The organism is Sphingomonas sp. P4_D12 (assembly GCF_056401895.1).
Window position 1 is genome coordinate 61,862 of the sequence record NZ_JBFUIL010000003.1, and the last position, 22,518, is coordinate 84,379.

General features: G+C 64.5%; 19 protein-coding genes and 1 pseudogene. 9 read left to right on the forward strand and 11 right to left on the reverse strand.

Translation table 11 applies throughout. From position 1 onward, the window contains the following. Positions 1-158 precede the first annotated feature (158 nt). Together AC1DSD_RS06200 and AC1DSD_RS06205 are read right to left on the reverse strand one after the other, a co-directional pair. Positions 159-2,477 carry a TonB-dependent receptor gene (locus AC1DSD_RS06200; protein WP_478029079.1) on the reverse strand — a complete coding sequence of 773 codons (2,319 nt, stop codon included), beginning with the start codon at positions 2,475-2,477 and terminating at the stop codon, positions 159-161. 198 nt (positions 2,478-2,675) lie between these two features. Continuing rightward, entirely contained in the window at positions 2,676-3,602 is a 927-nt protein-coding gene (locus AC1DSD_RS06205) for a histone deacetylase family protein (protein ID WP_478029080.1), read from the reverse strand. 52 nt (positions 3,603-3,654) lie between these two features. Here AC1DSD_RS06205 and AC1DSD_RS06210 point away from each other — a divergent pair, with 52 nt between their 5' ends. The 6 genes from AC1DSD_RS06210 to AC1DSD_RS06235 all read left to right on the forward strand — a co-directional run bounded on the left by AC1DSD_RS06210 (position 3,655) and on the right by AC1DSD_RS06235 (position 9,798). Further along, positions 3,655-4,629, forward strand: coding sequence for an alpha/beta hydrolase (locus AC1DSD_RS06210; RefSeq protein ID WP_478029081.1), 975 nt, complete (start codon positions 3,655-3,657; stop codon positions 4,627-4,629). 184 nt (positions 4,630-4,813) lie between these two features. Continuing rightward, a complete protein-coding gene (locus AC1DSD_RS06215) occupies positions 4,814-5,296 on the forward strand; it encodes an RNA pyrophosphohydrolase (protein WP_478029082.1) in 483 nt (160 codons plus the stop codon). Between the two features lie 79 nt (positions 5,297-5,375). Then, the gene (locus AC1DSD_RS06220) at positions 5,376-6,272 is read left to right on the forward strand and encodes a DUF481 domain-containing protein (protein WP_478029083.1); all 897 of its coding nucleotides are present in this window, start codon (positions 5,376-5,378) and stop codon (positions 6,270-6,272) included. 54 nt (positions 6,273-6,326) lie between these two features. Further along, positions 6,327-7,529, forward strand: a complete 1,203-nt coding sequence (locus AC1DSD_RS06225; protein WP_478029084.1) for a hydrolase — start codon at positions 6,327-6,329, stop codon at positions 7,527-7,529. Beyond that, entirely contained in the window at positions 7,526-8,542 is a 1,017-nt protein-coding gene (locus AC1DSD_RS06230) for an arginine N-succinyltransferase (protein WP_478029085.1), read from the forward strand. The genes AC1DSD_RS06225 and AC1DSD_RS06230 overlap by 4 nt, the downstream gene beginning before the upstream one ends. Beyond that, positions 8,542-9,798: an N-succinylarginine dihydrolase gene (locus AC1DSD_RS06235; protein WP_478029086.1), complete on the forward strand. Its 1,257-nt coding sequence runs from the start codon at positions 8,542-8,544 to the stop codon at positions 9,796-9,798. The genes AC1DSD_RS06230 and AC1DSD_RS06235 overlap by 1 nt, the downstream gene beginning before the upstream one ends. Positions 9,799-9,807: 9 nt before the next feature. On the opposite strand, the gene AC1DSD_RS06240 is transcribed toward AC1DSD_RS06235, so the two are convergent. After that, on the reverse strand, positions 9,808-12,012 hold the full coding sequence (locus tag AC1DSD_RS06240) for a S9 family peptidase (RefSeq protein ID WP_478029523.1): 2,205 nt from the start codon (positions 12,010-12,012) through the stop codon (positions 9,808-9,810). 197 nt (positions 12,013-12,209) lie between these two features. Between AC1DSD_RS06240 and AC1DSD_RS06245 the strand changes: the two genes are divergently transcribed. Then, on the forward strand, positions 12,210-12,590 hold the full coding sequence (locus tag AC1DSD_RS06245) for a VOC family protein (RefSeq protein ID WP_478029087.1): 381 nt from the start codon (positions 12,210-12,212) through the stop codon (positions 12,588-12,590). 49 nt (positions 12,591-12,639) lie between these two features. Here AC1DSD_RS06245 and AC1DSD_RS06250 read toward each other — a convergent pair whose 3' ends face one another. After that, on the reverse strand, positions 12,640-13,191 hold the full coding sequence (locus tag AC1DSD_RS06250; RefSeq protein ID WP_478029088.1) for a DNA-3-methyladenine glycosylase I: 552 nt from the start codon (positions 13,189-13,191) through the stop codon (positions 12,640-12,642). Between the two features lie 134 nt (positions 13,192-13,325). Between AC1DSD_RS06250 and AC1DSD_RS06255 the strand changes: the two genes are divergently transcribed. After that, positions 13,326-14,534: a serine hydrolase domain-containing protein gene (locus AC1DSD_RS06255; RefSeq protein WP_478029089.1), complete on the forward strand. Its 1,209-nt coding sequence runs from the start codon at positions 13,326-13,328 to the stop codon at positions 14,532-14,534. Between the two features lie 28 nt (positions 14,535-14,562). Here the strand turns inward: AC1DSD_RS06255 and AC1DSD_RS06260 are convergent, their stop codons facing one another. From AC1DSD_RS06260 to AC1DSD_RS06275, 4 genes are all read right to left on the reverse strand, one after another. Further along, positions 14,563-16,110 (reverse strand): N-acyl-D-amino-acid deacylase family protein, encoded by a 1,548-nt coding sequence (locus AC1DSD_RS06260; RefSeq protein ID WP_478029090.1) that lies wholly within the window; start codon positions 16,108-16,110, stop codon positions 14,563-14,565. Positions 16,111-16,300: 190 nt separating this feature from the next. Continuing rightward, positions 16,301-16,681, reverse strand: a complete 381-nt coding sequence (gene rplS, locus AC1DSD_RS06265; protein WP_066806226.1) for a 50S ribosomal protein L19 — start codon at positions 16,679-16,681, stop codon at positions 16,301-16,303. Position 16,682: 1 nt separating this feature from the next. Then, positions 16,683-17,414, reverse strand: a complete 732-nt coding sequence (gene trmD, locus AC1DSD_RS06270; protein ID WP_478029091.1) for a tRNA (guanosine(37)-N1)-methyltransferase TrmD — start codon at positions 17,412-17,414, stop codon at positions 16,683-16,685. After that, positions 17,411-18,139, reverse strand: a complete 729-nt coding sequence (locus tag AC1DSD_RS06275; protein WP_478029092.1) for a metallophosphoesterase family protein — start codon at positions 18,137-18,139, stop codon at positions 17,411-17,413. Before AC1DSD_RS06275 ends, trmD begins: the two co-directional genes overlap by 4 nt. Positions 18,140-18,336: 197 nt before the next feature. On the opposite strand from AC1DSD_RS06275, the gene AC1DSD_RS06280 reads away from it, so the two are divergent. Beyond that, entirely contained in the window at positions 18,337-19,632 is a 1,296-nt protein-coding gene (locus AC1DSD_RS06280) for an Hsp70 family protein (protein WP_478029093.1), read from the forward strand. A 22-nt stretch (positions 19,633-19,654) separates the two neighbouring features. Here AC1DSD_RS06280 and rimM read toward each other — a convergent pair. From rimM to ffh, 3 genes and pseudogenes are all read right to left on the reverse strand, one after another. After that, positions 19,655-20,146 (reverse strand): annotated as a pseudogene (gene rimM, locus AC1DSD_RS06285) (ribosome maturation factor RimM); the annotation flags it as partial. A 110-nt stretch (positions 20,147-20,256) separates the two neighbouring features. Beyond that, the gene (gene rpsP, locus AC1DSD_RS06290) at positions 20,257-20,910 is read right to left on the reverse strand and encodes a 30S ribosomal protein S16 (RefSeq protein WP_478029094.1); all 654 of its coding nucleotides are present in this window, start codon (positions 20,908-20,910) and stop codon (positions 20,257-20,259) included. A gap of 72 nt (positions 20,911-20,982) precedes the next feature. Continuing rightward, positions 20,983-22,488, reverse strand: coding sequence for a signal recognition particle protein (gene ffh, locus AC1DSD_RS06295; RefSeq protein WP_478029095.1), 1,506 nt, complete (start codon positions 22,486-22,488; stop codon positions 20,983-20,985). Positions 22,489-22,518: the final 30 nt, after the last annotated feature.

The following is a 22,518-nucleotide window of genomic DNA, read 5'->3' on the forward strand; positions in this document are numbered from 1 at the left end:
CGGTCTTGTTCGGAGGTCTCTCTAGGCTCGGGGACCCCTTATGACCAACGTAGATCGGTTACGCTTCCGTGAAAACCGTTCTTTAGCATACCCGCGATGCGAAAACGGCCCGGCGTGCCCTTGGCAGCCGGGTCGTATCGTATCGGATCGGGAATGGCTTAACGGAATTTGCCGCTCAGCTGGATGCCGACGATGCGCGGTTCGTTGAACACCGCCGCCATATAGTTCTCGATCACGCCCTTCAGATTACGCTCGTCGGTCAGGTTGCGCGCGAACACCGCAATCTCCCATTTGTCGCCGGGCGCGGCATAGCCGAGCTTGGCGCCAAGTTCGAAATTACCGTTCGAAGTGAATTCCTTGGTCCGATAGAGCACATACTGAGTGTAGCCCTGGATGTTGAAATCGCCCGCCAGAAACACCTTGCCGTCGCCGACCGGCTGGTCGTAGCGCGCGGTCAGGTTGATATTGTACTGCGGGGCGTTCGGCAGCGGCTCACCGTTGATCTGCGCGAAATAGTTCGCTCCGATCTTGGTCAGCGGATCCTCGACCGTGCAGACCACCACGCCGTTGAGCGCGCAGACCTGTGCATAGACGCGCTTGTCCTTGATCTCGCTGTGCAGCAGGCTGAGGCCCGCCGAGAGCGTCAGGTTGCGCACCGGGCGCCAATCGGCCTCGAACTCGGCGCCATAGGCGACCGCCTTGTCAGCGTTGAACAGCACGCCGTTGCCGTTCGAGTCGTTGCCGTTGAGCTGGATGTCATGCATCCGCCAGGCGAACACCGAGCCGTTGAAGCGCAAAGTGTCGTTGAACAGGCTGGTCTTGAAGCCGACTTCGCCCGAAAGGATCTTCTCCGAGTTCGCCGTGGTGAAGTCCGAGTTGAACACCGCTGAGCGGCCCTGGATGGTCGGGCCACGGAAGCCGGTCGCGACGCGGGCGTAGAAGCTCACGTCGTTGCTGGCTTCGTATAGAGCCGACACATCGAAGCTCGGCTGCGTGTCCGATAGGCGGACGCGGCGGCGACCGGTATAGGTGCTCACGTTCGCGATCGTGTTGGCGGTCTTGAGCAGGCGGGTCGTCTTGGTATCGTTGCTCAGGCGGCCGCCCAGCGTGAAGGTCAGCTTCGGCGCGACCTTGTAGCTGACTTGCCCGAACACGCCCCAGGAGGTGTTGAGATTGCGCAAGCGGACCCAGTTGTTCGGGTTCTGCGCCGCGGTCTTCAAGAAGAAGGCGCGCTGGTAGAAATCGGTCGTATCGGCCGAGTTGAAATAGAGGCCACCGACCTGCCACTTGAAATCGCCGCTATTGGCGCTGGCCAGGCGAAGTTCCTCGGTGAACTGATCGAGGTCGCGGACCTGACCTTGCGATTCGCCGAATCCGTTGGGAACGCCGTTGACCGGGAAATTGGCCGCGGCGCCGCCGTCGGTCTCGCCCCGGCTATAGCCGAACAGCGATTCATAGCCGGAGATCGAGGTCAGCGTGACGCCCCCGAAATCATAGGCCATGTTCACCGACCCGCCATAGGTGGTGTATTCCTGCGGGTTGTTGGCGCCCTCGTCATACGCAACCTGGCTGCGCTTCACGCTGTCGATGATCTGGTTCGATCCCTTCACCAGAGCGGCGCGGCGGAACAGGGTCGCGGTGCCGTCATAGGCGCGGACATGAGCCGAGGTCAGGATCGAGAAGTTGCTCGACGGCTGGAACAGCAACTGCGCGCGGACGTCGCGCTCGTTAAAGCCACCCATCGCCTTCTTCTTGGGCGTGATCGTGCCGTCGGCGCTGGTGCCGGCAAAGGTATTGTCGACCCAATCGTCGCGGTGCTGGTACAGCGCCGACAAGCGGAACGCGACCTTGTCACCGATCAGCGGACCGCCCACGCCGCCGTCGAACGTGACGGTGTTGTAGCTGCCATATGACGCCGAGGCGCGGCCGTTGAAATCGAACGACGGCTTGATCGAGTCGAACTTGATGATACCCGCCGGGGTATTACGTCCGAACAAGGTGCCCTGCGGACCGCGCAGCACTTCGATCTGCGCGTTGTCGAACACCGGGTTCGACTTCATCACGACATGCTCGAGCACGATGTCGTCCTGGATGATCGACACCGGCTGCGACGCGCCGAGATAGAAATCGATATTGCCGAGACCGCGGATATAGAAACGCGGGAAGATGCGGCCCGTCGTGCTTTCGGCGTAGACGCCGGGCACACGGCCAGAGATCGACAGGATGTCGTCGCCGCCAGCCTGGACCGAGCGGAACGCATCGCCATCGACCACGGCGACCGAGACCGGGACCTTGAGCTGGTTTTCCTGGCGGCGGTTGGCGGTGACGACGATCTCGCCGAGCCCGTCATCCTGGGAAGCGCTCGCCGCGGTCGGCGCGGCGGGCGTTTCCTGTGCCGCGGCGGCGCCGCTCCACATCGCGCCCAGCGCAACGCCGGCCAGCAACATTGTGGTCTTGGTCAATCGATTCACGAGCATATCCCCATGCTGAAAATTGGATTCCTCCCCGTCGGACGCACGGCAACACGCGGCGCTCGCAGTGGAGGCCGTGCCGAGGGTGATTATTGGTGCGGGCTGAGTGTCCGACTCCCGCGCCGGTACGGGCGCATTATTTCGCCTTTGTGACGAAAGCACCCCCTGCCGGTCGCGTAATCGCGGCGCCGGTCGAAAAGCCGCTCAGCGTTGCCCGAAAGCCTCACTCTCACGGGCCGCGCCCGCAAACGCCCTGCCCAAGGTGATAATCGCGGCGACGTGGCGGCGCGCGATCGCCAGCACATCGTCGCCATAGCCGCCGCCGACCGTGCTCGCGAGCGGCAGGCCGCGCTCGATCGCCAGTCGCGCGACGAGCTGTTCGCGACGCATCAGGCCCTCATCGCTTAGGTCGAGCCGGCCGAGCCGGTCGCCACCGAACGGATCGACGCCTGCCTGATAAAGGATCATATCGGGCCGCTCGGTATCGAGCATCGGCGCCAGCGTCTCCTCCAGCGCCGCGAGATAGGCATCGTCGCCCACGCCGTCGGGCAGTGCCAGGTCGAGCGTCGAGCGCGCTTTGCGTGCCGGAAAATTCTTCTCGGCATGGATCGAATAGGTCGCGATATCCGGGTGACCGGCGGTCAGCGCGGCGGTGCCGTCGCCCTGGTGCACGTCGCAATCGACGATCAGCACGCGGCGACCCTCGTCCGCCAGCCTGATCGCCGCAATGGCGAGATCGTTGAACACGCAATAGCCCGCGCCGGTATCCGCCAGCGCATGATGGCTGCCGCCCGCGCTGTTGGCGGCGAACCCGCGCTCTAGCGCGAGTTGCGCCGCAAGATAGGTGCCGCCGGGCACGATCTGGGCGCGACGTGCGACAGTCGCATTGACCGGGAACCCGATCCGCCGCTCCTTGGCGCGCGGTACGCGTGCCTCGATCACCTCGGCGACATAATCGGGATCGTGCGCCGCCTCGATCCAGTGCCGCGGCATCGCTTCCGGCTCGAACCAGGCGATCGCATCGCCGGATTGATGGAGCAAGTCGCGGATCGCGCCGTTCTTGTTCCACTGATAGCCCGATTTGGGCTGTCCCGGCGCAACATAGTCGGGATGATGGACGACCGCGATCATAGGTTTTAGTTAAGGACTGAAATCGACAGAGACCAGTGAGAGGAATAACTGAATGACCGAGCCTTTCGTCCGCCCCGACGTTCGCGGATTCCTCGATTTTCTCAACAATATGCCCGGGCCGAAGATGCATGAGCTCGACGCGGCGACCGCGCGCCAGATGTTCCTGGCAATGAAGGATGTCGGCGATCCGGCCGTGGGCGAACTCGGCACGCTGCTCGACCTCTCCATCCCCGGCCCGGCCGGCGATATCCCGGCGCGCCTCTATGACCCGCGCGCCAGCCGCGAGCCGGGGCCGGCGGTGGTGTTCTTCCATGGCGGCGGGTTCGTGATCGGCGATCTCGATAGTCATGGCAGCTTTACGGCCGAAATGGCGCGTGTGCTCGATTTGCCGGTGATCGCGGTCGACTATCGCCTCGCCCCCGAATTCCCCTGGCCCGCCGCGCCGGACGATTGCGAAGCGGCGGCGCGATGGGTCGCGGGCAGCCCAACCGAGCTGGGCCGCTCGATCACGTCGCTGATCTTGTCTGGCGACAGCGCCGGCGGCAATCTGACCATCGTCACCGCCGCCGCGCTGCGCGACCAGGCCGCCAAGGTCCCGGTAATCGCGCAATTGCCCTTCTATCCCGCGACCGACGCCAGCAAGGAATATCCGTCCTATTCCGAATTCTCCGAAGGCTATCTGCTGACGCGGGACAGTATGGAATGGTTCATGGCGGCGTATAAGAGCGAGGCCGACCATATCCGCAGCTCGCCGTTGCTCGGCGATCTGGCCGGCATGCCGCCCGCCGTGGTGGTGACTGCCAGCCTCGATCCGATCCGCGACCAGGGCCGCGCTTATGCCGCCGCACTGGCGCTGGCCGGAGTGCCGGTGGTGTTCCGCGAGGCCAAGGGCAACATCCACGGCTTCATCACCCTGAGGAAAGCGATTCCGTCGAGCGTCGGCGACGTGATGGGCGCATTCGCAGCACTGAAGGACATTATCACGGAAGCTGAAGGCGAACGCACGATGGCGCAGGCGGCGGAATGAATGGCGGAGATCGTGCGATGAGCAATTCCTCCCCGGCACGGGGAGGGGGACCGAGCCGCGAAGCGGCTTGGTGGAGGGGGCCCACGACCAACGAGCAGCAAGGAAAGGGGCCAAGGCGTCGCGGGCCCCCTCCACCATTCGCTTTGCGAATGGTCCCCCTCCCCGTTCCGGGGAGGATTTTTTGATGACCACAAAGGCCGACCTCCCCTACCGCCCCTGCGCGGGTGTCATGCTGCTCAACCGCGACGGGCTGGCGTTCGCGGGGCAACGGATCGATACGACGATGGAAGCCTGGCAGATGCCGCAAGGCGGGATCGATCCCGGCGAGACCGAGGGGCAGGCAGCGATTCGCGAACTCGGCGAGGAGATCGGCGTCGGGCGCGACAATGTCGAGCTGATCGCCCAGGCGCCGGGCGAATTCTATTACGATCTGCCCGAAGATCTGGTTGGTAAGGTATGGAAAGGCAAATGGCGCGGGCAACGCCAAACCTGGTTCCTGTATCGCTTCCTGGGCGAGGATCTGGATATCAACCTGGCGACCGAGCATCCCGAGTTCAGCACCTGGCGCTGGGTCGACCCATATGAGCTTCCCGCGCTGATCGTGCCGTTCAAGCGCAAGCTGTACGAGGACGTAATCGCCGCATTCTCGCCCTATCTGAAGCGCTAGGAACCGTTTCGCAACAATCCCTCAACGGATCGTCGCGTAACGGTTTTAATGGCAGGATCGCTGTATTATGGGCCGCGCCATGCGCCTCCCCCTGCTTCTCGCCACAGCAGCGCCGATGCTGCTCGCCAATACCGACCCGGCCTCTATTCCCCCGCAGATCAAGACGATGATCGACGCGGCGATCGCGTCTGGCAACGAAAGCGAAGTGGCGACGATCGTCAAATATGCCGGCACCGCCGCGCCCGACAGCAAGGAAGCGATCGCCAAGCTGGTCGATGACTGGAAAAGAAAGCGTAGCGACGAAAAGACTGCGAAACTGCAGAATGCCAGCTTCTTCGACTTATGGTCGGGGCGCGCCGAGCTTGGCGGGTACATCTCCACCGGCAACAGCAATAGCGAAGGCATTTCGGCTTCGCTTGCGCTGACCCGCGATGGGCTCGATTGGCGTCAGAAATTCAAGGCTCAGCTCGATTATCAGCGCAGCCTGGGCGTCACCTCGCGCGAACATTATCTGGCGGCGTGGGAGCCCAATTGGAAACTCGACGACCGGTCATACATTTACGGATCGGCACAGTTCGAAAGTGACCGCTTCCTCGGTTACACTACTCGCTATTCCGTATCGACCGGAGCGGGCTATAGCGCGCTCAAGGGCAACAGGCTGAAGCTCGATCTCGAACTCGGCCCGGCCTATCGCTCGACCAGCTTCACCGACGGCGAAACCGAACGCAGCATCGCAGCCCGCGGCAGTGTCGATTTCGCCTGGAAACTCTCGCACGGGCTGCAATTGACGCAGAATGCGTCGGCCTATGTCGAGCGCTACAATTCGACGGTTACTGGGACGACCGCGCTCAATGCCAAGGTGCTGGGCCCGCTATCGGCGCAGTTTTCCTACAACGTCCAATATGAAAGCATGCCGCCGGAAGGCCGCGTGACGACCGACCAGATCAGCCGGGCCGGATTGGTCTACGCTTTCTGATCCGTTCCCGGGTCACGGCTTCACCAATCGATCGCGACCGCCTAGAGCGGTGGCATGACGGAGACGACAGAGGCCGCGATCCTCGAGCGCGTGCGCGACGAGCCGATGCTCGATCACACAAGTGCCTGGGCCGCGATCAATAGCGGGACGCGCAATCTCGCAGGCCTGAAGACGATGGCAGCGACGCTGGCTGATGCATATTCGGCGCTGCCCGGAGAGGTGGCGTTGATCGACCCCGCTCCCGCCACCAGCGTCGCTTCGGACGGCAATGTCAGCACGCTCGACCATGGCCGGCATCTCGTCGTCCGCGTACGGCCTGACGCCCCGGTCAGGATGCTGTTCACCGGGCATATGGATACGGTCTATCCGGTCGATCACCCATTCCAGAATCAGACGTTCCTCGATCCCAATACGCTCAACGGCCCCGGCGTCGCCGATATGAAGGGTGGGTTGGCGTTGCTGCTCGCGGCGTTGAAGGCGGTCGAGATATCGCCGCTGGCGAGCCGGATCGGCTATGACGTGATGATCAATTCGGACGAGGAGACCGGGTCGTTCTCGTCCTCCGCGCTGATCGCCGATCTGGCGCACGGCAAGGTCGCCGCCTTGACCTATGAGCCCGCGCTGGCTGACGGCACGCTGGCCGGCGCGCGCGGTGGCACCGGCAATTTCTCGCTCGTCGTCCATGGCAAGAGCGCGCATGCCGGGCGCAATCCCGACGATGGCCGCAATGCGATCGTCGCGGCGAGCGACCTCGCGGTGCGCCTATTCGCGGCGAAGGAAGAAGGGTTGGCGGTCAATCCCGCGCGGATCGAGGGCGGCGGCCCCAACAATGTCGTTCCCGACCTCGCCATCCTGCGGATCAATTTCCGGCCGTCCTCGCCCGAGGCGATCGCCCGCGCGCAGGCCGCGATCGACGCCGCCGTCGCCGAGGTCGGCACTGCGCGCGACGTGAGGATCGAGGCGCATGGCAGCTTCAACCGCCCGCCCAAACCGATCGACGACGGCGCCGCCAAATTGTTCGACCTGGTCAAGCAGGTCGGCGCCGGGCTCGGGCTCGCGATCGGTTGGAAAGCGACCGGTGGCGTGTGCGACGGCAATAACATCGCCGCCGCCGGCGTGCCCGTGGTCGATACGATGGGCGCACGCGGCGGCGCGATCCATTCGGCGGACGAATTCCTGCTGGTCGACAGCCTGGCCGAACGCGCGGCCTTGTCCGCGCTCACCATCATGCGCATCGCCGAAAAGGGGGGATTGTGAATTTCCGTATCCGAGCCGCGAACGACGAGGATCTCGACCATCTCTATGAGATGGCGAAACTGACCGGCGGCGGGTTCACCAACCTGCCCGCCGACCGCCGCGCGCTGCGCCGCCGCCTTGCCCAGAGCAGCACCGCTTTTGGCCGCGCCGATGAGACGCTAGGCGACGATATCTTCGTGTTGATGCTCGAAAATGTCGAGACCGGCGAGGTCCGTGGCACGTGCCAGATGTTCAGCCAAGTCGGGCAGCATCACCCCTTTTACAGCTATCGTATCGGCACGCTGTCGCAGAAGAGCGAGGAGCTCGACCGCACCTTCCGCGCCGAGATGCTGACGCTGTCGACCGACCTGGAAGGTGCAAGCGAAGTCGGCGGGCTGTTCCTTCATCCCGGCGAACGTGCCGGGGGCCTGGGCATGCTGCTCGCACGCAGCCGTTATCTGTTCATCGCGATGCACCGCCCGCGCTTCGCCGACCGCATCCTGGCCGAATTGCGCGGGATCATCGACGAAGCCGGCGGATCGCCCTTCTGGGACGGGCTGGCGGGTCGTTTCTTCGGAATGAATTTCCAGGATGCCGACCGCTTCAACGCCACCCATGGTCACCAATTCATCGCCGACCTCTTCCCCAAGCATCCGATCTATGTCGCGATGCTGACCGAGAGCGCGCGAAGCGTGATCGGGCTGCCCCACCCGTCGGGCCGTGCGGCGATGCGAATGCTGGAAAATGAAGGGTTTGCATTCGAGAATTACATCGACATCTTCGATGGAGGGCCGACCATGACCGCGCGTACCGACAAGGTGCGAAGCATCGCCGAAGCGGTGACGAGCAAGGTGGTCGCGATCGATGACGATGGCGGCGAACGCGCGCTCGCGGCCGCCGGGCATTTGTCGAGCTTCCGCTGCGCCTTCGCTCAATTGCGCACCGCCGCCGGCGGAATCGTGATCGACCGCGCCGGGGCCGCCGCGCTCGGCGTCGGCGAGGGCGACAACGTCACGCATATCGGCCGCTTCTGATGCCGCTGGTCGAGATCAATTTCGATGGCGTGGTCGGCCCGAGCCACAATTATGCCGGCTTGAGCCTGGGCAATCTCGCCGCGACCGGCAATGCCGGCCTGACTTCGCGCCCGCGCGAGGCGGCGCTCGAAGGCGTGGAGAAAATGCGCGCCAATCTCCGGCTCGGTTTGACCCAGGGGCTTCTGCCGCCGCACGACCGGCCCGACGATCGCTGGCTAGCCGCGCTGGCGACCGATTATGCCGCGGCGGCAACCCATTTGAAGGCGCAGGCCTTATCGGCCTCGCCGATGTGGGCGGCGAATGCGGCAACCGTGTCCCCTGCCCCCGACGCGGCTGATGGCCTATGCCATCTGACCGTCGCCAATCTGGTGACGATGGCGCATCGCAGCCATGAATGGCCAGAGACACTGGCGCAGCTCCGCCTCGCCTTCGCCGATCCGGCATTCTCGGTGCACCCGCCCGTCCCCGCTCCGTTCGGCGACGAGGGCGCGGCCAACCATGTGCGGCTGTGCGAGCAACATGGCGCGCCGGGCGTCGAGATCTTCGTCTACGGCGAAAGCGGCGGACCCTTTCCCGCTCGCCAGCGCCGCGAAGCGTCGGAGGCGGTTGCGCGCGCGCATCGCCTCGATCCGGCGCGGACCATCTTCGCCCAGCAATCGGTCGAAGCGATCGCCGCCGGCGCCTTTCACAACGACGTCGTCGCGGTCGCCAATCAACGCGTGCTGTTCGCGCACGAACTCGCGTTCGAAGACAAAGCCGGCCTATATGCGGAGATCGCCTCAAAAGCGCCCTGGGCCGAGATCGTCGAGGTGCCGGCGCATCGTGTCAGCCTTTCCGACGCGATCCAATCCTATCTGTTCAACGCGCAGCTGGTGACGCTGCCCGATGGCACGATGGCGCTGATCCTGCCCGGCGAGGCGCGTGGCAATGCCGCGGTCTGGTCCTGGCTCGGCGAGATGATCGCCGGCAACGGGCCGATCCGGCGCCTCGAAGTAGTCGATGTCCGCCAGTCGATGCGCAACGGCGGTGGCCCGGCCTGCCTCAGGCTGCGCGTGGTCTGCGACCCCGCGACGGTCGATCCCCGTTTCCTGGTCGACGAGGCGAAGCTCGATCGCATCGCCGCCGTGATCGAAGCCCATTGGCCCGAGGAAATCGCGATCGCCGAGATCGGCGAGCCGGCATTGCTCGATCGCATTCGCACCGCGCGCCGCGCCTTGCTCTATGCGCTCGGCCTGATCGAGCTTATCGACCGGTAAACCGGCCGCCTACTGGGCCGGCCGGTTCTTCACCACGCGATCGAAATAATTGAAGATCGTCGTCCAGACATGGATATCCTTGCCCGCGGCATGGGTCTTGCCGGGGTAGAACATCATTTCGAACGGGCGATTGGTCGCCTGCATCCTCGCGGCGAACGCAGTCGAGTTTTCGAACACGACATTATCGTCGGACATTCCGTGGACCAGCAACAGCGGGTCGTTGATCTTCGGCGCATCGTCGATCGCGTCCGAGGTCGCATAGGCTTTGGCGTCCGCCTTGGGGTTGCCCATGTAACGCTCGGTATAGTGCGTGTCGTAGAGTTCCCACTTAGTCACCGGCGCGCCGGCGACACCGCCAGCATAGACGCCGGGATTGGCCTCCAGCATTTTGAGCGTCATGTAACCGCCATAGGACCAGCCATAGATGCCGATCCGGTCGGGATCGACATAGGCCTGCTGCTTGAGCCATTTGGCCCCAGCCAGTTGATCCTGCACCTCGATCGATCCCATCGCGCGATAGATCTTGTCCTCGAACGCCTTGCCGCGATTGGGCGAGCCGCGATTGTCGAGCTGGAAGAAGATATAGCCCTTGCCGACGATCAATTGCTCGAGCGGGCTTTCCCAGCCACGCGTCACGGTCTGGCTGTGCGGCCCGCCATAATGCTGGAAGAACACGGGATAGCGTTTGCCCGGTTCCATCTGCGGAGTGATCATCTCGTAATAGAGATCGGTGCCGTCGGCCGCCTTGATCGTGCCGAACGTGCGCTGCCGATGTGCGCCGAGATAGGGGTAATAAGGATGCCCCGGCTTGACCGCATTTTCGTTGATCCAGCCGAGCCTCTTGCCGCTGGTGTCGGCGAGATAGGACTGCGGCGGCTGGTTCGGGTTGGAGCGTGTGACGATCAGCCGCGTCGCGGCGTCATCCATCACCGCCTTGTTGGTCCAGCCGCGTTCGGTCAGCCGTGTCACCGCATTGGGATGGGCGATATCGACCGCATAGAGCTGTTGCTCCAGCACATCGTCCTTGTTCGCCATGAAATAGAGCCGCCCGCGCGCTTCATCGACGCCGACCAGGTCGGTGACTTGCCACGCCCCCTTGGTCAGCTGCGTCCACTTGCCCTTGGCGAAGCGATAGAGATGGCCGAAGCCGTCGCGCTCGGACCACCAGATCAGGCTGCCGTCCTTCATCGCGTGGTAATTGTCGCTGAGATTGACCCAGGAGTCCGGGCCGGACTTCTCGCTGAACCAGGTTTTGGCTTTGCCCGTCGCCGGATCGACCGCGAGCATGTCGAGCTCGGTCTGTGCGCGGTTCTGGCGCTGGACGAGCAGGGTCTTGCCGTCGGGCGTCCAGTCTACCCGGGTGAGATAAATGTCTGGATCGCTGCCCAGGTCGACCTTGACCTTGCCACCCGTTGCCGGGTCGATGACATAGAGCTCGACCGTGACGTTGGGCGTGCCGGCAGACGGGTAGCGCTGGTCGAACACCTTGGTGCCCTCGGCGCCGATCGCGGCACGGGTGACGACGCCGACCGGCGCCTCATCGAACCGTTCGACCGCCACCAGCCGGTCGCCCGGCGCCCACCAATAGCCGGTGTCGCGGTCCATTTCCTCCTGCGCGACGAACTCGGCTTCGCCCCAATGGACGGTACCGCCGCCGTCCGAGGTCAACGCCTTGGCCGCACCGCCACCGAGCGGCTGGGCGAACAGATTCTGGTCGCGGACAAAGCTGACGAAACCGCCCGCCGGGCTGATCACCGGGTTGAGCTCGCCGCCCGGGGTGTTGGTCAGGCGCTCGACCTTGCCATCCAGGTGCGCGAGATAGAGGTCGCCGTCGAGCGGGACCAGGATCGACTTGCCGTCGGGCGCCCAGTCATAAGCGACGATGCCCTTGTCGCCGGCGATGCGCGCGCGTTCGCGCTGCATCTTCTCCGCCTCGGACAATTCCGCACCGGTGCCGACTTTCTTCGAATCGACCAGCATCCGTTCCTCGCCGGTCGTGGTATCACGCGCCCAGAGGTCGAAACGGTTCTTCTCGTCGGCCCTGGGCTTGAGCAACGTCAGCAATTTGCCGTCGGGCGAGAGCTTCATCGCACGCGGCTGCGATCCGGACAGATCGGGGCTAGCGAACACCCGATCGAGCGTCAGCGTGCGCTGCGCATCGTCAGCAGCCATGGCATGCGTCCCGATCGCGAGCGCCGCCGCCAGCCCGATCATTCCACCGGTCAACCATGTCCGCATGTCCTTCGCGACTCCCGCATCACCCGGCTGATCGCGGGCGTTGCCGCGGCTTATCGCGGGACCGGAACGTTCCGTAAAGGGCTGCGCGTCGATCGATATCCCTCTTGACCTCAACTATAGTTGAGGAACTATCTCTCCGCGCAGGGAGCAAATTCAGTCGAAAGGACATATCCATGCCCGGCGCTTTCATCGAGCACGTCAACATCACCGTTCGGGATCCGGCGCGCAGCGCGAAGCTGATGCACGATCTGTTCGGCTGGAACATTCGCTGGCAGGGCCCGTCGCTCAATGGCGGCCACACGATCCATGTCGGCGACGACCAATTCTACCTGGCGTTATACACCAGCCAGGGCGCGGAAACGCCCGACGACGCCTTTCGCAAGGGCCGCCCGCTCAACCATGTCGGCATCGTCGTCGACGATCTCGACGATGCCGAACGCCGCGTCGTCGCCGCAGGGCTCGAGCCGTTCAATCACGGCGATTACGATCCCGGCCGGCGGTTCTATTTCTTCGATTTCGACGGCACCGAGTTCGAGTTGGTCAGCTACGGCTGACGCCGACGCGCCTCCCGCCTCCCCGGTCTTCGCCGCGGAGGTGGGAAAATTACGAAGCGCTCCAGCGGAAACAGCCCTTCAAATGGTCGTCGACCAGCCCACAGGCTTGCATCCAGGCATAGACGATCACCGGGCCGACGAACTTGAACCCGCGTTTGCGGAGTTGCTTCGAGACTTCCTCGGATAATTCGGTCTTCGCCGGCAGGTGCACACCATCGCCCTTGAGCGGCACGCCATCGACGAACGACCAGCAGAAGTCGGCGAAGTCCTCGCCGGCGTCGCGCATCGCCAGATAGGCGCGCGCATTGCCGATCGTCGCCTCGATCTTGGCGCGCGAGCGGATGATCCGGGCGTCGCCGAGCAGCCGCTCGACATCGGATGCGTCGAACCGGGCGACCTTCTCCGGGTCGAAGCCGGCGAACACCTCGCGAAACGCCTCGCGCTTCTTGAGGATGGTCGACCAGGACAGGCCCGCCTGGAAGCCGTCGAGCTGCAGCTTTTCCCATAAGGCCCGACCGTCGCGTTCGGGCACGCCCCATTCGGTGTCATGATAGGCTTGCATCTGCGGGTCGGCGCCCGCCCAGGGACAACGGTTGGTCATTCACGCGAGATAGCGCGCGACGACGCGCTTAGCGATCCCGCAAGCTATACCGGCCGCAACCCATTTGCATTGCGCTATCGAAAACCGGCCAGCAGGATCGGCGTCGTTCGCGCGAAAGAGCAAGGAAGATCGCCATGTCCCGCTGGATCCCCGCTTGTCTACTGCTCGCCATCTCCGCGGCCGTCAGCCCGGCGGCGGCTAGCGAGCGCGCGTTCGACAAGGCGTTGACCGACTTTCGTGCGCTCCACCGAGCCGAAATCAAGCGCGCGGGCATCGTCGGCAGCAGCTTCTACGTCGTGCGCGACGGTCGTGTCGTCGTTGCCGATCATCTCGGCGATCAGGACGCCGATGCCAAGGTACCGGTGGACGCGCAGACCATCTATCATTGGGCGTCGATCACCAAAACGATGACCGGAATCGCGATTATGCAATTGCGCGATCGCGGCTTGCTCAGGCTCGACGACCCGATCGTCCGCTACGTCCCCGAGCTTGCCGGCGTGCACAATCCGTTCGGCGATACCGGCGCGATCACCATCCGCGAGCTGATGAGCCACAGCGCCGGGTTCGGCGGCGCGACCTGGCGCTGGCGCGACCGCGACTGGCAGCCGTTCGAGCCGCCGCGCTGGGAACAACTCAAGGCGATGATCCCCTATACCGAGGTGAAGTTCAAACCCGGCAGCCGGTTCAGCTATTCCAATCCCGGCATCGTCTATCTCGGCCAGGTGATCGAGCGGCTCTCGGGCGAGGATTTCGAAGTCTATATCGACAAGAACATCCTCCGGCCGCTCGGCATGTTTTCGAGCTATTTCGACCGCACGCCGCTTTATCTGCTGCCGCACCGGACGCACAGTTATTACATCCGCAATGGCAAGCGGGTCGAGGCGCCGTTCGACGTCGATACCGGCGTGACCGTATCCAATGGCGGGCTCAATTCGCCGCTGCCCGATATGGCGAAATATGTCGCCTTCCTGCTCGGCGATCCGGCGCGCCAGGGCGAATATGATGTGGTGCTCAAGCGGTCCTCGCTCGAGGAAATGTGGAAGCCGCAAATCTCGGCGGGCGAGGATTATACCCAGGGGCGGATGGCCAAGACGACCTGGAGCGGGCTGTCCTTCTTTCTCGACCAGACCGACGGTATCCGCATCGTCGGCCATAATGGCGACCAGAATGGGTTTCGCGCTTATCTGAGCCTGTGCCCCGACCAGCACATGGGAAGCTTGCTCACGTTCAATACTGAGACGCGTGAGGTGGAGAACGATCCCGGCAATCGTGACATGCCGGAATCGCGGATCGCGCTGGCCACGGATGGCTTGTGCAAGGCGGTGGCGGCGATGGGTCGCTAATTCCTCCCCGTGCCGGGGAGGATTTTGTCTACCTCGCCCTCAACAGCTTCCCCGAAAACCCAACCCTTTTCCCGCCCTCGAACGCCCGCTGGCCGTTCACCATCACCAGGTCGAACCCCTCGGCCATCGCGAAGGGATCGACATAGGTCGATCGCGCTTTGACCTTATTCGGATCGAACAGGACGAGATCGGCCTTCGCCCCAGCCCGCACCACGCCGCGATCTGACAGGCGCAGCGTCTGGGCGGGAAAGCCGGTTGCCTTGCGGACCATTTCCTCGATCGTCAGTTTCTTGTCGCGAACGACATATTCCTCGACCAATTTGGCGTAGGTGCCGGTCGCGCGCGGGTGCCGCATGCCAGGGCCGCCATCGGTCGAGAACGAGACGTTAGGATCGACCAGCAAGGTATCCTGCAACACCTTGTCCATCGTGAAATGCGCGCCTGATCCGCCGTCCGGCCCGAGTTTGATGAGCAGGTCGGCGTAGTGCATCCCCTCCCGCTGCGCCGCCTGGGCCAGGGTCCTGCCGGCATATGGCGCGGTGCCGATCAGCAACGCCTCCGGTCCGCCGCGCCGCGTCATCCGAGCGATCAGATAATCACGCAATTCCTGCCGTCGCTGTGCCAGAACAGCGGCATAATCGGTCGGCGGCAGCGCCCATTTCGGAAACAGGATCGCGATCCCGGTATAGCCGGCCTCATAAGGATATTCGTCGGCGGTGAGATCGATCCCGCGGCGGCGGAAATCGGCGACGAACGCGAGCAACTCGCGGCCGCGCTTCTCGCCTTTGCCGAACACCGACTTGAAGTGCGAGATATGTGGCCGCGCGGGCAGCGACGAGGCAACCAGTTCGTTGATCGACGCCTCGATCTCGTCGTCATTCTCCGACCGCATATGGCTCATGCAAACGCCGCCATAGCGCGCCACGACCTTGCCGAGATTGCTTAGCTCGGGCGTCTCCGAATAGATTCCGGGCACATATTCAAGGCCGTAGGAGATTCCGAACGCACCCATCCGCAGTTCGGAATCGAGCTGCGCCGCCATCCGCTCGAGCCCGGCCGCGTCGGGACGGCGCACCGAATCCGCCACACCGGCCGCGCGTCGTAATGTGCCATGGCCGGCCAGCAAAGCGACGTTGATATCGATCCGCGCGCGATCGACCGCCTGCATCCAGCTTTTGGGATCGAGGTCCTTGCCGATCCTGGGACCCTCGCCGTCCTGGCCGAGCGTGGCGGTGGTGACGCCCATCGCCAGGAACGTCTCGTAGGAATCGTGCAACGGATCGCCATGGCTGTGCATGTCGATGAACCCTGGGGCGAGCACCCTGCCCTCGCCCGCGACAACCCGCGCTTTCGACCCAAGCGCTTTGCCGCTCGCCGGCAGGATCCGCGCGATCCGGTCGCCGGTTACGAGCACATTGGCGAGCCGCCCCGGTGCCCCGGTCCCATCGACCAGCATGACCTCGCGAAACAATGTCGAGGGTTCGTCCAGCGCTGCGGCGCGAACCGCCCAGCTCGCCAGTCCTCCGGCCGCGGCCGCTCCACAGATCAGCTGCCGCCGCGTCAGGCGCTGGGACATGGGCCCTCCCTTTCTCATTCTCGATCCCGAGAGGGCAGACTAATCGCGATCCGCTCGTTCCCGCCATAGATTGAAAGGGAGCAGCCATAGACGGCCGGCATAGGCGTTAGACCGCCTCGCGGCGCGCCAGCCGAAAAAGGGCGCGGAGGATGACCTCCGCGCCCTTTCTATTCTCGCGAGACGGCGTCGCTTACGCGGCGTTATCGCCACGCGTGTCGCGGCGCTCGGCGATGCGCGCCGACTTGCCGGTGCGGCCACGCAGATAATAGAGCTTGGCACGACGCACCGCGCCCTTGCGGACCACTTCGATGCTGTCGATGTTCGGCGAATAGAGCGGGAAGACGCGCTCGACGCCCTCACCGAACGAAATCTTGCGCACGGTGAAGTTGCTGCCCATGCCCTTGTTCGAACGCGCGATGCACACGCCTTCGTAATTCTGGACGCGGGTGCGTTCGCCTTCGACCACCTTCACGCCGACGCGCAGCGTGTCGCCGGGGCGGAATTCGGGGATCTTCTTGGCCTCTACGAACTTCGCAATGTTCTCGGCCTCGAGTTGCTGGATGATGTTCATCTCAGTCGTCCTTCTTTCGTCGCCGCGCGCCAGAGGGAGGCTGGACCCGAGCGCCCTCGTGGCGCTCCCAAAGATCCGGTCTCCGTAACCGTGTATCTGCCTCGGCCATCGACTTTCGCCAGGCCGCGATCTTCGCATGATCCCCCGATCGCAGCACTTCGGGGATCGTGCGCCCTTCCCATTCAACAGGACGGGTATAATGCGGATATTCGAGAAGGCCGCTTTCGAAGCTCTCTTCATCTCCGCTGGAAGGCGCGCCCATTACGCCGGGAAGCAGCCGAATGCAAGCGTCCAGCAACACCAGCGCGCCCATCTCTCCGCCCGACAGGACATAGTCGCCGATCGACACTTGTTCGACTGGCCGTGCATCGAACAATCGTTCGTCGAATCCCTCGAACCGCCCGCACAGCACGATGGCGCCGGGACCGGCCGCAAGATCGCGAACACGCTCTTGAGTGAGCGGCCTCCCCCGCGGCGTCATCGCCAGGATCGGCCGCCCGTCCGCCACGCTGTCCAACGCGCTCGCCACCACATCGACGCGGAGCACCATCCCCGCACCGCCACCGGCCGGCGTTTCGTCCACCGTACGATGCTTGTCGATTGCGAAGTCGCGAATGTTGACCGCGTCGAGGCTCCATTTTCCCTCGCCCAGCGCGCGCCCCGCCAGCGACGTGCCGAGCGGGCCCGGGAACATGTCAGGATAGAGAGTGAGGACGGTGGCGGCGAACGTCATGCCATCCGCCCCGTCCTGAGCGCGATCGCCCAATCGTAACTGCCGTTCATTTCCGCGCGCCGGGCGGCGGCCTCGTGATCATAGTCAATCGCCCGGAGCGTTACCGCCATGCCATCGACAATGGCATAGCGCACGCAAGGATCGCCTACCTCCACGCGATAGGCGACCGGATGATCATCATCATAGGCCTGCAGCCCGACCGAGCCGGGATTGGCAATGGTCCGGCCGTCCTCCAAGGTCACGATTCGTGGCAGATGCGTATGCCCGCACAGGATCAGCGCCTCGCTGCAATCTCCCGCCCGTTCCAACGTCTCAGCCTCGGTCGCCTCGCGAACCGTGCCGCCATCGACGGTATGGAGGAAATGTTCGAGGTCATCAGCCGGCGTGCCGTGACACAGCAGCACGTCCGGCGACAGTTCCAGCGTCGGCGGCAGGCTCGCCAGCCATTGGAAGTGACGATCGTTCAAGGCATCGCTGGCAAAAGCGTCGCTCGCGCCCATCCGCGCGCGGTCGATGGTCAGCAATTGGCGCTCATGATTGCCTGCGATCGTCGGCCAGACACGCTCGATCAGGAGATCGGCGGTTTCCGCTGGCCAGAGCGGCCCGGACAGAGAGTCGCCGAGATTGACGAATCCGGTGCAGCCTTGCGCCTCGGCATCGGCGATCACAGCCTCCAATGCGGCCAGATTGCCATGGATATCAGTCAGCACCGCCAGCCGGGTCATGCGCACCTCGCGTAACCGAAGGTAGCAGGCGTAAAGAGAGGAAAATCGGCGAGCGTCATCTATCGACCATTGCCTGCGCCGTCCGAGACGGCAAGGGGCGCCTCATCCGCCGGCACGAAAAGGGCTGCGTACAGAAATGCGCGATCACGTCTTCCCTTTTGCCGCTCGCCGTCATCCCGGCTAGAGGCGCGCGCGCCATGAGTGACGCTGCCTCTTCCGCGCTGGGATTCGATTTCGGCACCACCAATACCGTGGTCGCCGCGGCGAGCGGCGATACCGCCAACCTCGTCATGATCGAAGGGCCCGAAGACAGCGACGCTGTGTTCCGCTCCGCCTTGTGCTTTTGGGAGGAAGGCGATGCTCGGGTCGCGCTCGGCGCCGATGCCGGCCCCTGGGCGATCCGCGACTATCTCGATTTCCCGCAGGGCAGCCGCTTCATCCAATCTTTCAAGTCGGTCGCCGCCAGCTCGAGCTTCGAGCACGCCACTATCTTCGAACGCCGCATGCGGTTTGAGGACCTGGGGCAATTGTTCCTGCGCAAGCTGACTGCCCGGTCGGGCGGGCGGCTGGGGCAGACCGCGTCGCGCATCGTCGTCGGGCGTCCGGTCGAATTCGCCGGCAGCCGCCCCGACGAGGCACTCGCCAGGCAGCGTTACGACTTGATGTTCGCCGCCCTCGGCACCGATATCCATTATGTCTACGAGCCGCTGGGCGCCGCCTTCAGCTACGCCTCGCGCATCACGGACGCTGCAACGATCCTGGTCGCCGATTTTGGCGGCGGCACCAGCGATTTCTCGGTAGTGCGGATAGAGGCGCCGGGCGCGCCGCGCCGCTGCACCCCGCTGGGTCATGCTGGTGTCGGCATCGCCGGCGACCGGTTCGATGCGCGGATCATCGACAATCTGGTGATGCCATTACTCGGCAAGGGCGGGTCCTACCGATCGTTCGACAAAATCCTCGATATTCCCGGTGGTTATTTCAGCGACTTCGCGGATTGGTCGAAACTGGCGCTGATGCGCAATCGGCGTACCTTGGCGGATCTCGAAAAGCTTCGCCGCGCCGCGCTCGACCCCGCCGCGATCGGCAGGATGATCGCCGTGATCGACCAGGAGCTCGGCTATCAATTGTACGACGCCGTCGGCCAGCTCAAGCGCGCGCTGTCGGCATCCGACCATGCCCATTTCCATTTTGCCGGCGCCGGTCTTGCGATCGAGGCCGACGTCACGCGCGACGCGTTCGAGACCTGGATCGCACCCGATATCGCGCGGATCGAAGCCGCCGCCGATCGCGCGCTAGCGGCCGCCGATATCGCCCCGGCCGATGTCGATCGCGTCTTCCTGACCGGCGGCACCTCATTGACCCCGCGCATCCGGCGCTTGTTCGCAGACCGTTTCGGCGAGGAGCGGATCGCGTCAGGCGGCGAGCTGACCTCGATCGCGCATGGATTGGCGTTGATCGGGCAACAGGAGGATCTCGCCGCCTGGGCAGCGTGAGCCGTGGAATGCCAAGCCGGCGTCAGCCCTGATCGACGAACGCCGCGGCGACGACCAGCCGCTCGCTATCCCATTCGGGAACCGCCTCGGGGCGCATCGGCACCATGAAGCGCTTGCCGGGTTTGCCGCCCTCGGCCGGCCGCTCGATCTCGATCACATCGCCGGCACCGAAATTCTCGATCAGCACGACGTGCCCTAGCGGCTCTCCGGCATCGGACACCACCGCCAGGCCGAGCAGATCGGCGTGGTAATATTCGCCCTCGCCCAGCGGCGGCAGCGCCGACCGCGGTACGGTGAGCTCGGTGCCGCGCAGTTTCTCGGCGGCAGTGCGGTCAGGGATTTCGGCGAAACGCGCGATCGCACCCTGCGGCGTGATGCGCAGCGCCTTCAGCGTCAACGCGCCGGCGTTGAAGCTTTTGTGCGGCTTGAGGTCCTCGGCGAAGACCTTCAGGCGAACTTCTCCTGTCACGCCATGCGCGCCGGTGATGACGGCGAGCGTGACGGGCTGAGAAGCCCTCTCCCCGCTGGGGAGAGGCTTTGGGAGAGGGGCAGTGCGAGAGGACGCCGCCTGCGACTCCCCCTCTCCCCGACCCTCTCCCCGATGGGGAGAGGGAGTTTTCGGCATCAGCCCTCGGCGGGAGCCTGAGCGCTCTTGGCCTCGTCGGCGCCGGTATCGCCGGCGTCGCTGTCGGGTGTCGCTTCGTTGGCGGGCGCTTCCTCGGCAGCGGCTTCGACCGCGGGAGCCTCCTCCGCCGCGGGAGCTTCCTCAGCGGCAGGAGGCTCTTCGGCAACCGGCGCTTCAACCGGCGGCGTTTCTTCGGCGACCGCCTCGGCAACGGCTTCGGCCTCGGGCGTCGGCTCTTCGGTCGCGGCTTCGACCTCGGCGGCAATCACGGCCTCGGCTTCGTTCTGCTTGGCGGTTTCCGCGGCCTCGGCAGCTTCGGCAGCCTTCGACGCACGCTCTTCGACGCGCTCCTTGGCCTTCTCGCCCGGCTCACCCTTCTTCGGATTGTTGCGGGCCGCACGCTCCTTGACGCCGGCGACGTCGAGGAAACGGGCGACGCGGTCGGTCGGCTGCGCACCGACGCCCAGCCAATGCTTGGCGCGATCGGCGTCGAGGACGACGCGCTTCTCATCGTCCTTGGCCAGCAGCGGATTGTAGTTGCCGATCTTCTCGATGAACTTGCCGTCACGCGGGCTGCGCGCGTCGGCAACGACGATACGGTAATACGGACGCTTCTTCGAACCGCCGCGCGAAAGACGAATGCTCAGTGCCATTTTAGTTCAACTTCCTTCTTCAGATTCTTTGATAACTGGATCCCGGCCTGCACCGGGATGACGGCTTCGCCGTCACTTCTTTTTCACGTTCATGAAATTCTGGAACCCGGGCGGCAGCTTGGCCCCCGTGCCGGGCAGGCCGGGAAGCCCGCCCATCTGGTTCATCGCATCACCCAGCTCGGGCCCGCCCATCGCGTTGCCGAGCCCGCCAAGGCCGCCACCCGGGCCGCCTTTGCCAAGCATCGCCATCATGCCCTTCAGCCCGCCCATCTTCTTGATGCGCTTCATGGCGGTGGCCATTTCCTGGTGCATCTTGATCAGCTTGTTGACGTCCTGAACGGTCGTCCCCGATCCGTTGGCGACGCGGATCTTGCGCTTGGCGTTGAGCAGTTCGGGCTTGGTCCGCTCCTTGGGAGTCATCGAGGTGATGATCGCGTCCATCCTCAGCAGGATGCGGTCGTCCATGCCCGATTGCGACATCGCGGCCTGCGCCTTCTTCATGCCGGGGATCATCCCCGCCAGCGCGCCGATGCCGCCCATCTTCTTCATCTGCTGCAACTGGCTGCGCAGGTCGTTCATGTCGAACTGACCCTTGGACAGCCGTTGCGCCATGCGCTCGGCATCTTCCTGCTGGATCGATTCGGCGGCGCGCTCGACCAGGCTGACGACATCGCCCATGCCGAGGATGCGGCCGGCGACGCGGCTCGGGTGGAAACCCTCGATCGCGTCGAGCTTTTCGCCGGTGCCGGCGAACTTGATCGGTTTGCCGGTGACCGCGCGCATCGACAGAGCGGCGCCGCCACGGGCATCGCCGTCCATCCGGGTCAGCACGACGCCGGTCAGCGGCACCTGGTCGGAGAAGGCGCGCGCGACGTTGACCGCGTCCTGACCGGTCAGGCTGTCGACGACGAGAAGGATTTCCTGCGGCTTTGCGATGTCGGCGACCGCCTTCATCTCGTCCATCAGGCCCTGATCGACGTGGAGACGGCCCGCCGTGTCGAGCATCAGCACATCGAAACCCTGGAGCTTCGCTGCCTGGATCGCGCGCCGCGCGATATCGACCGGCTGCTGCCCCTGGACGATCGGCAGAGTCGCGACCTCGGTCTGCTCGCCCAGGATCGCGAGCTGTTCCTGCGCGGCCGGGCGATTGACGTCGAGCGACGCCATCAACACCTTCTTCCGATCGCGCCCGCCCTGCCCGCTGGTCAGCCGCTTGGCGATCTTGGCGGTGGTCGTGGTCTTGCCCGAGCCTTGCAAGCCGACCATCATCACGACGGCAGGCGGCGTCACGCCGAGATTGAGCTCGCTCTCATCGGCGCCGAGCATCTCGACCAGGCCGTCATGGACGATCTTGACGACTTGCTGCCCCGGCGTGATCGAGCGCAGCACTTGCTGGCCGACCGCCTGCTCGGTGATCTTGTCGACGAAATCGCGCGCGACCGGCAGAGCGACGTCCGCCTCAAGCAGCGCAACGCGCACTTCACGCATCGCCGCGCGCACATCCGCCTCGGTCAGCGCGCCACGGCCACGCAACCGGTCGAATACGCCGCCAAGACGATCGCTCAGGCTGTCGAACATAAACAAATCACTCCCATCCGAACCCTAAAA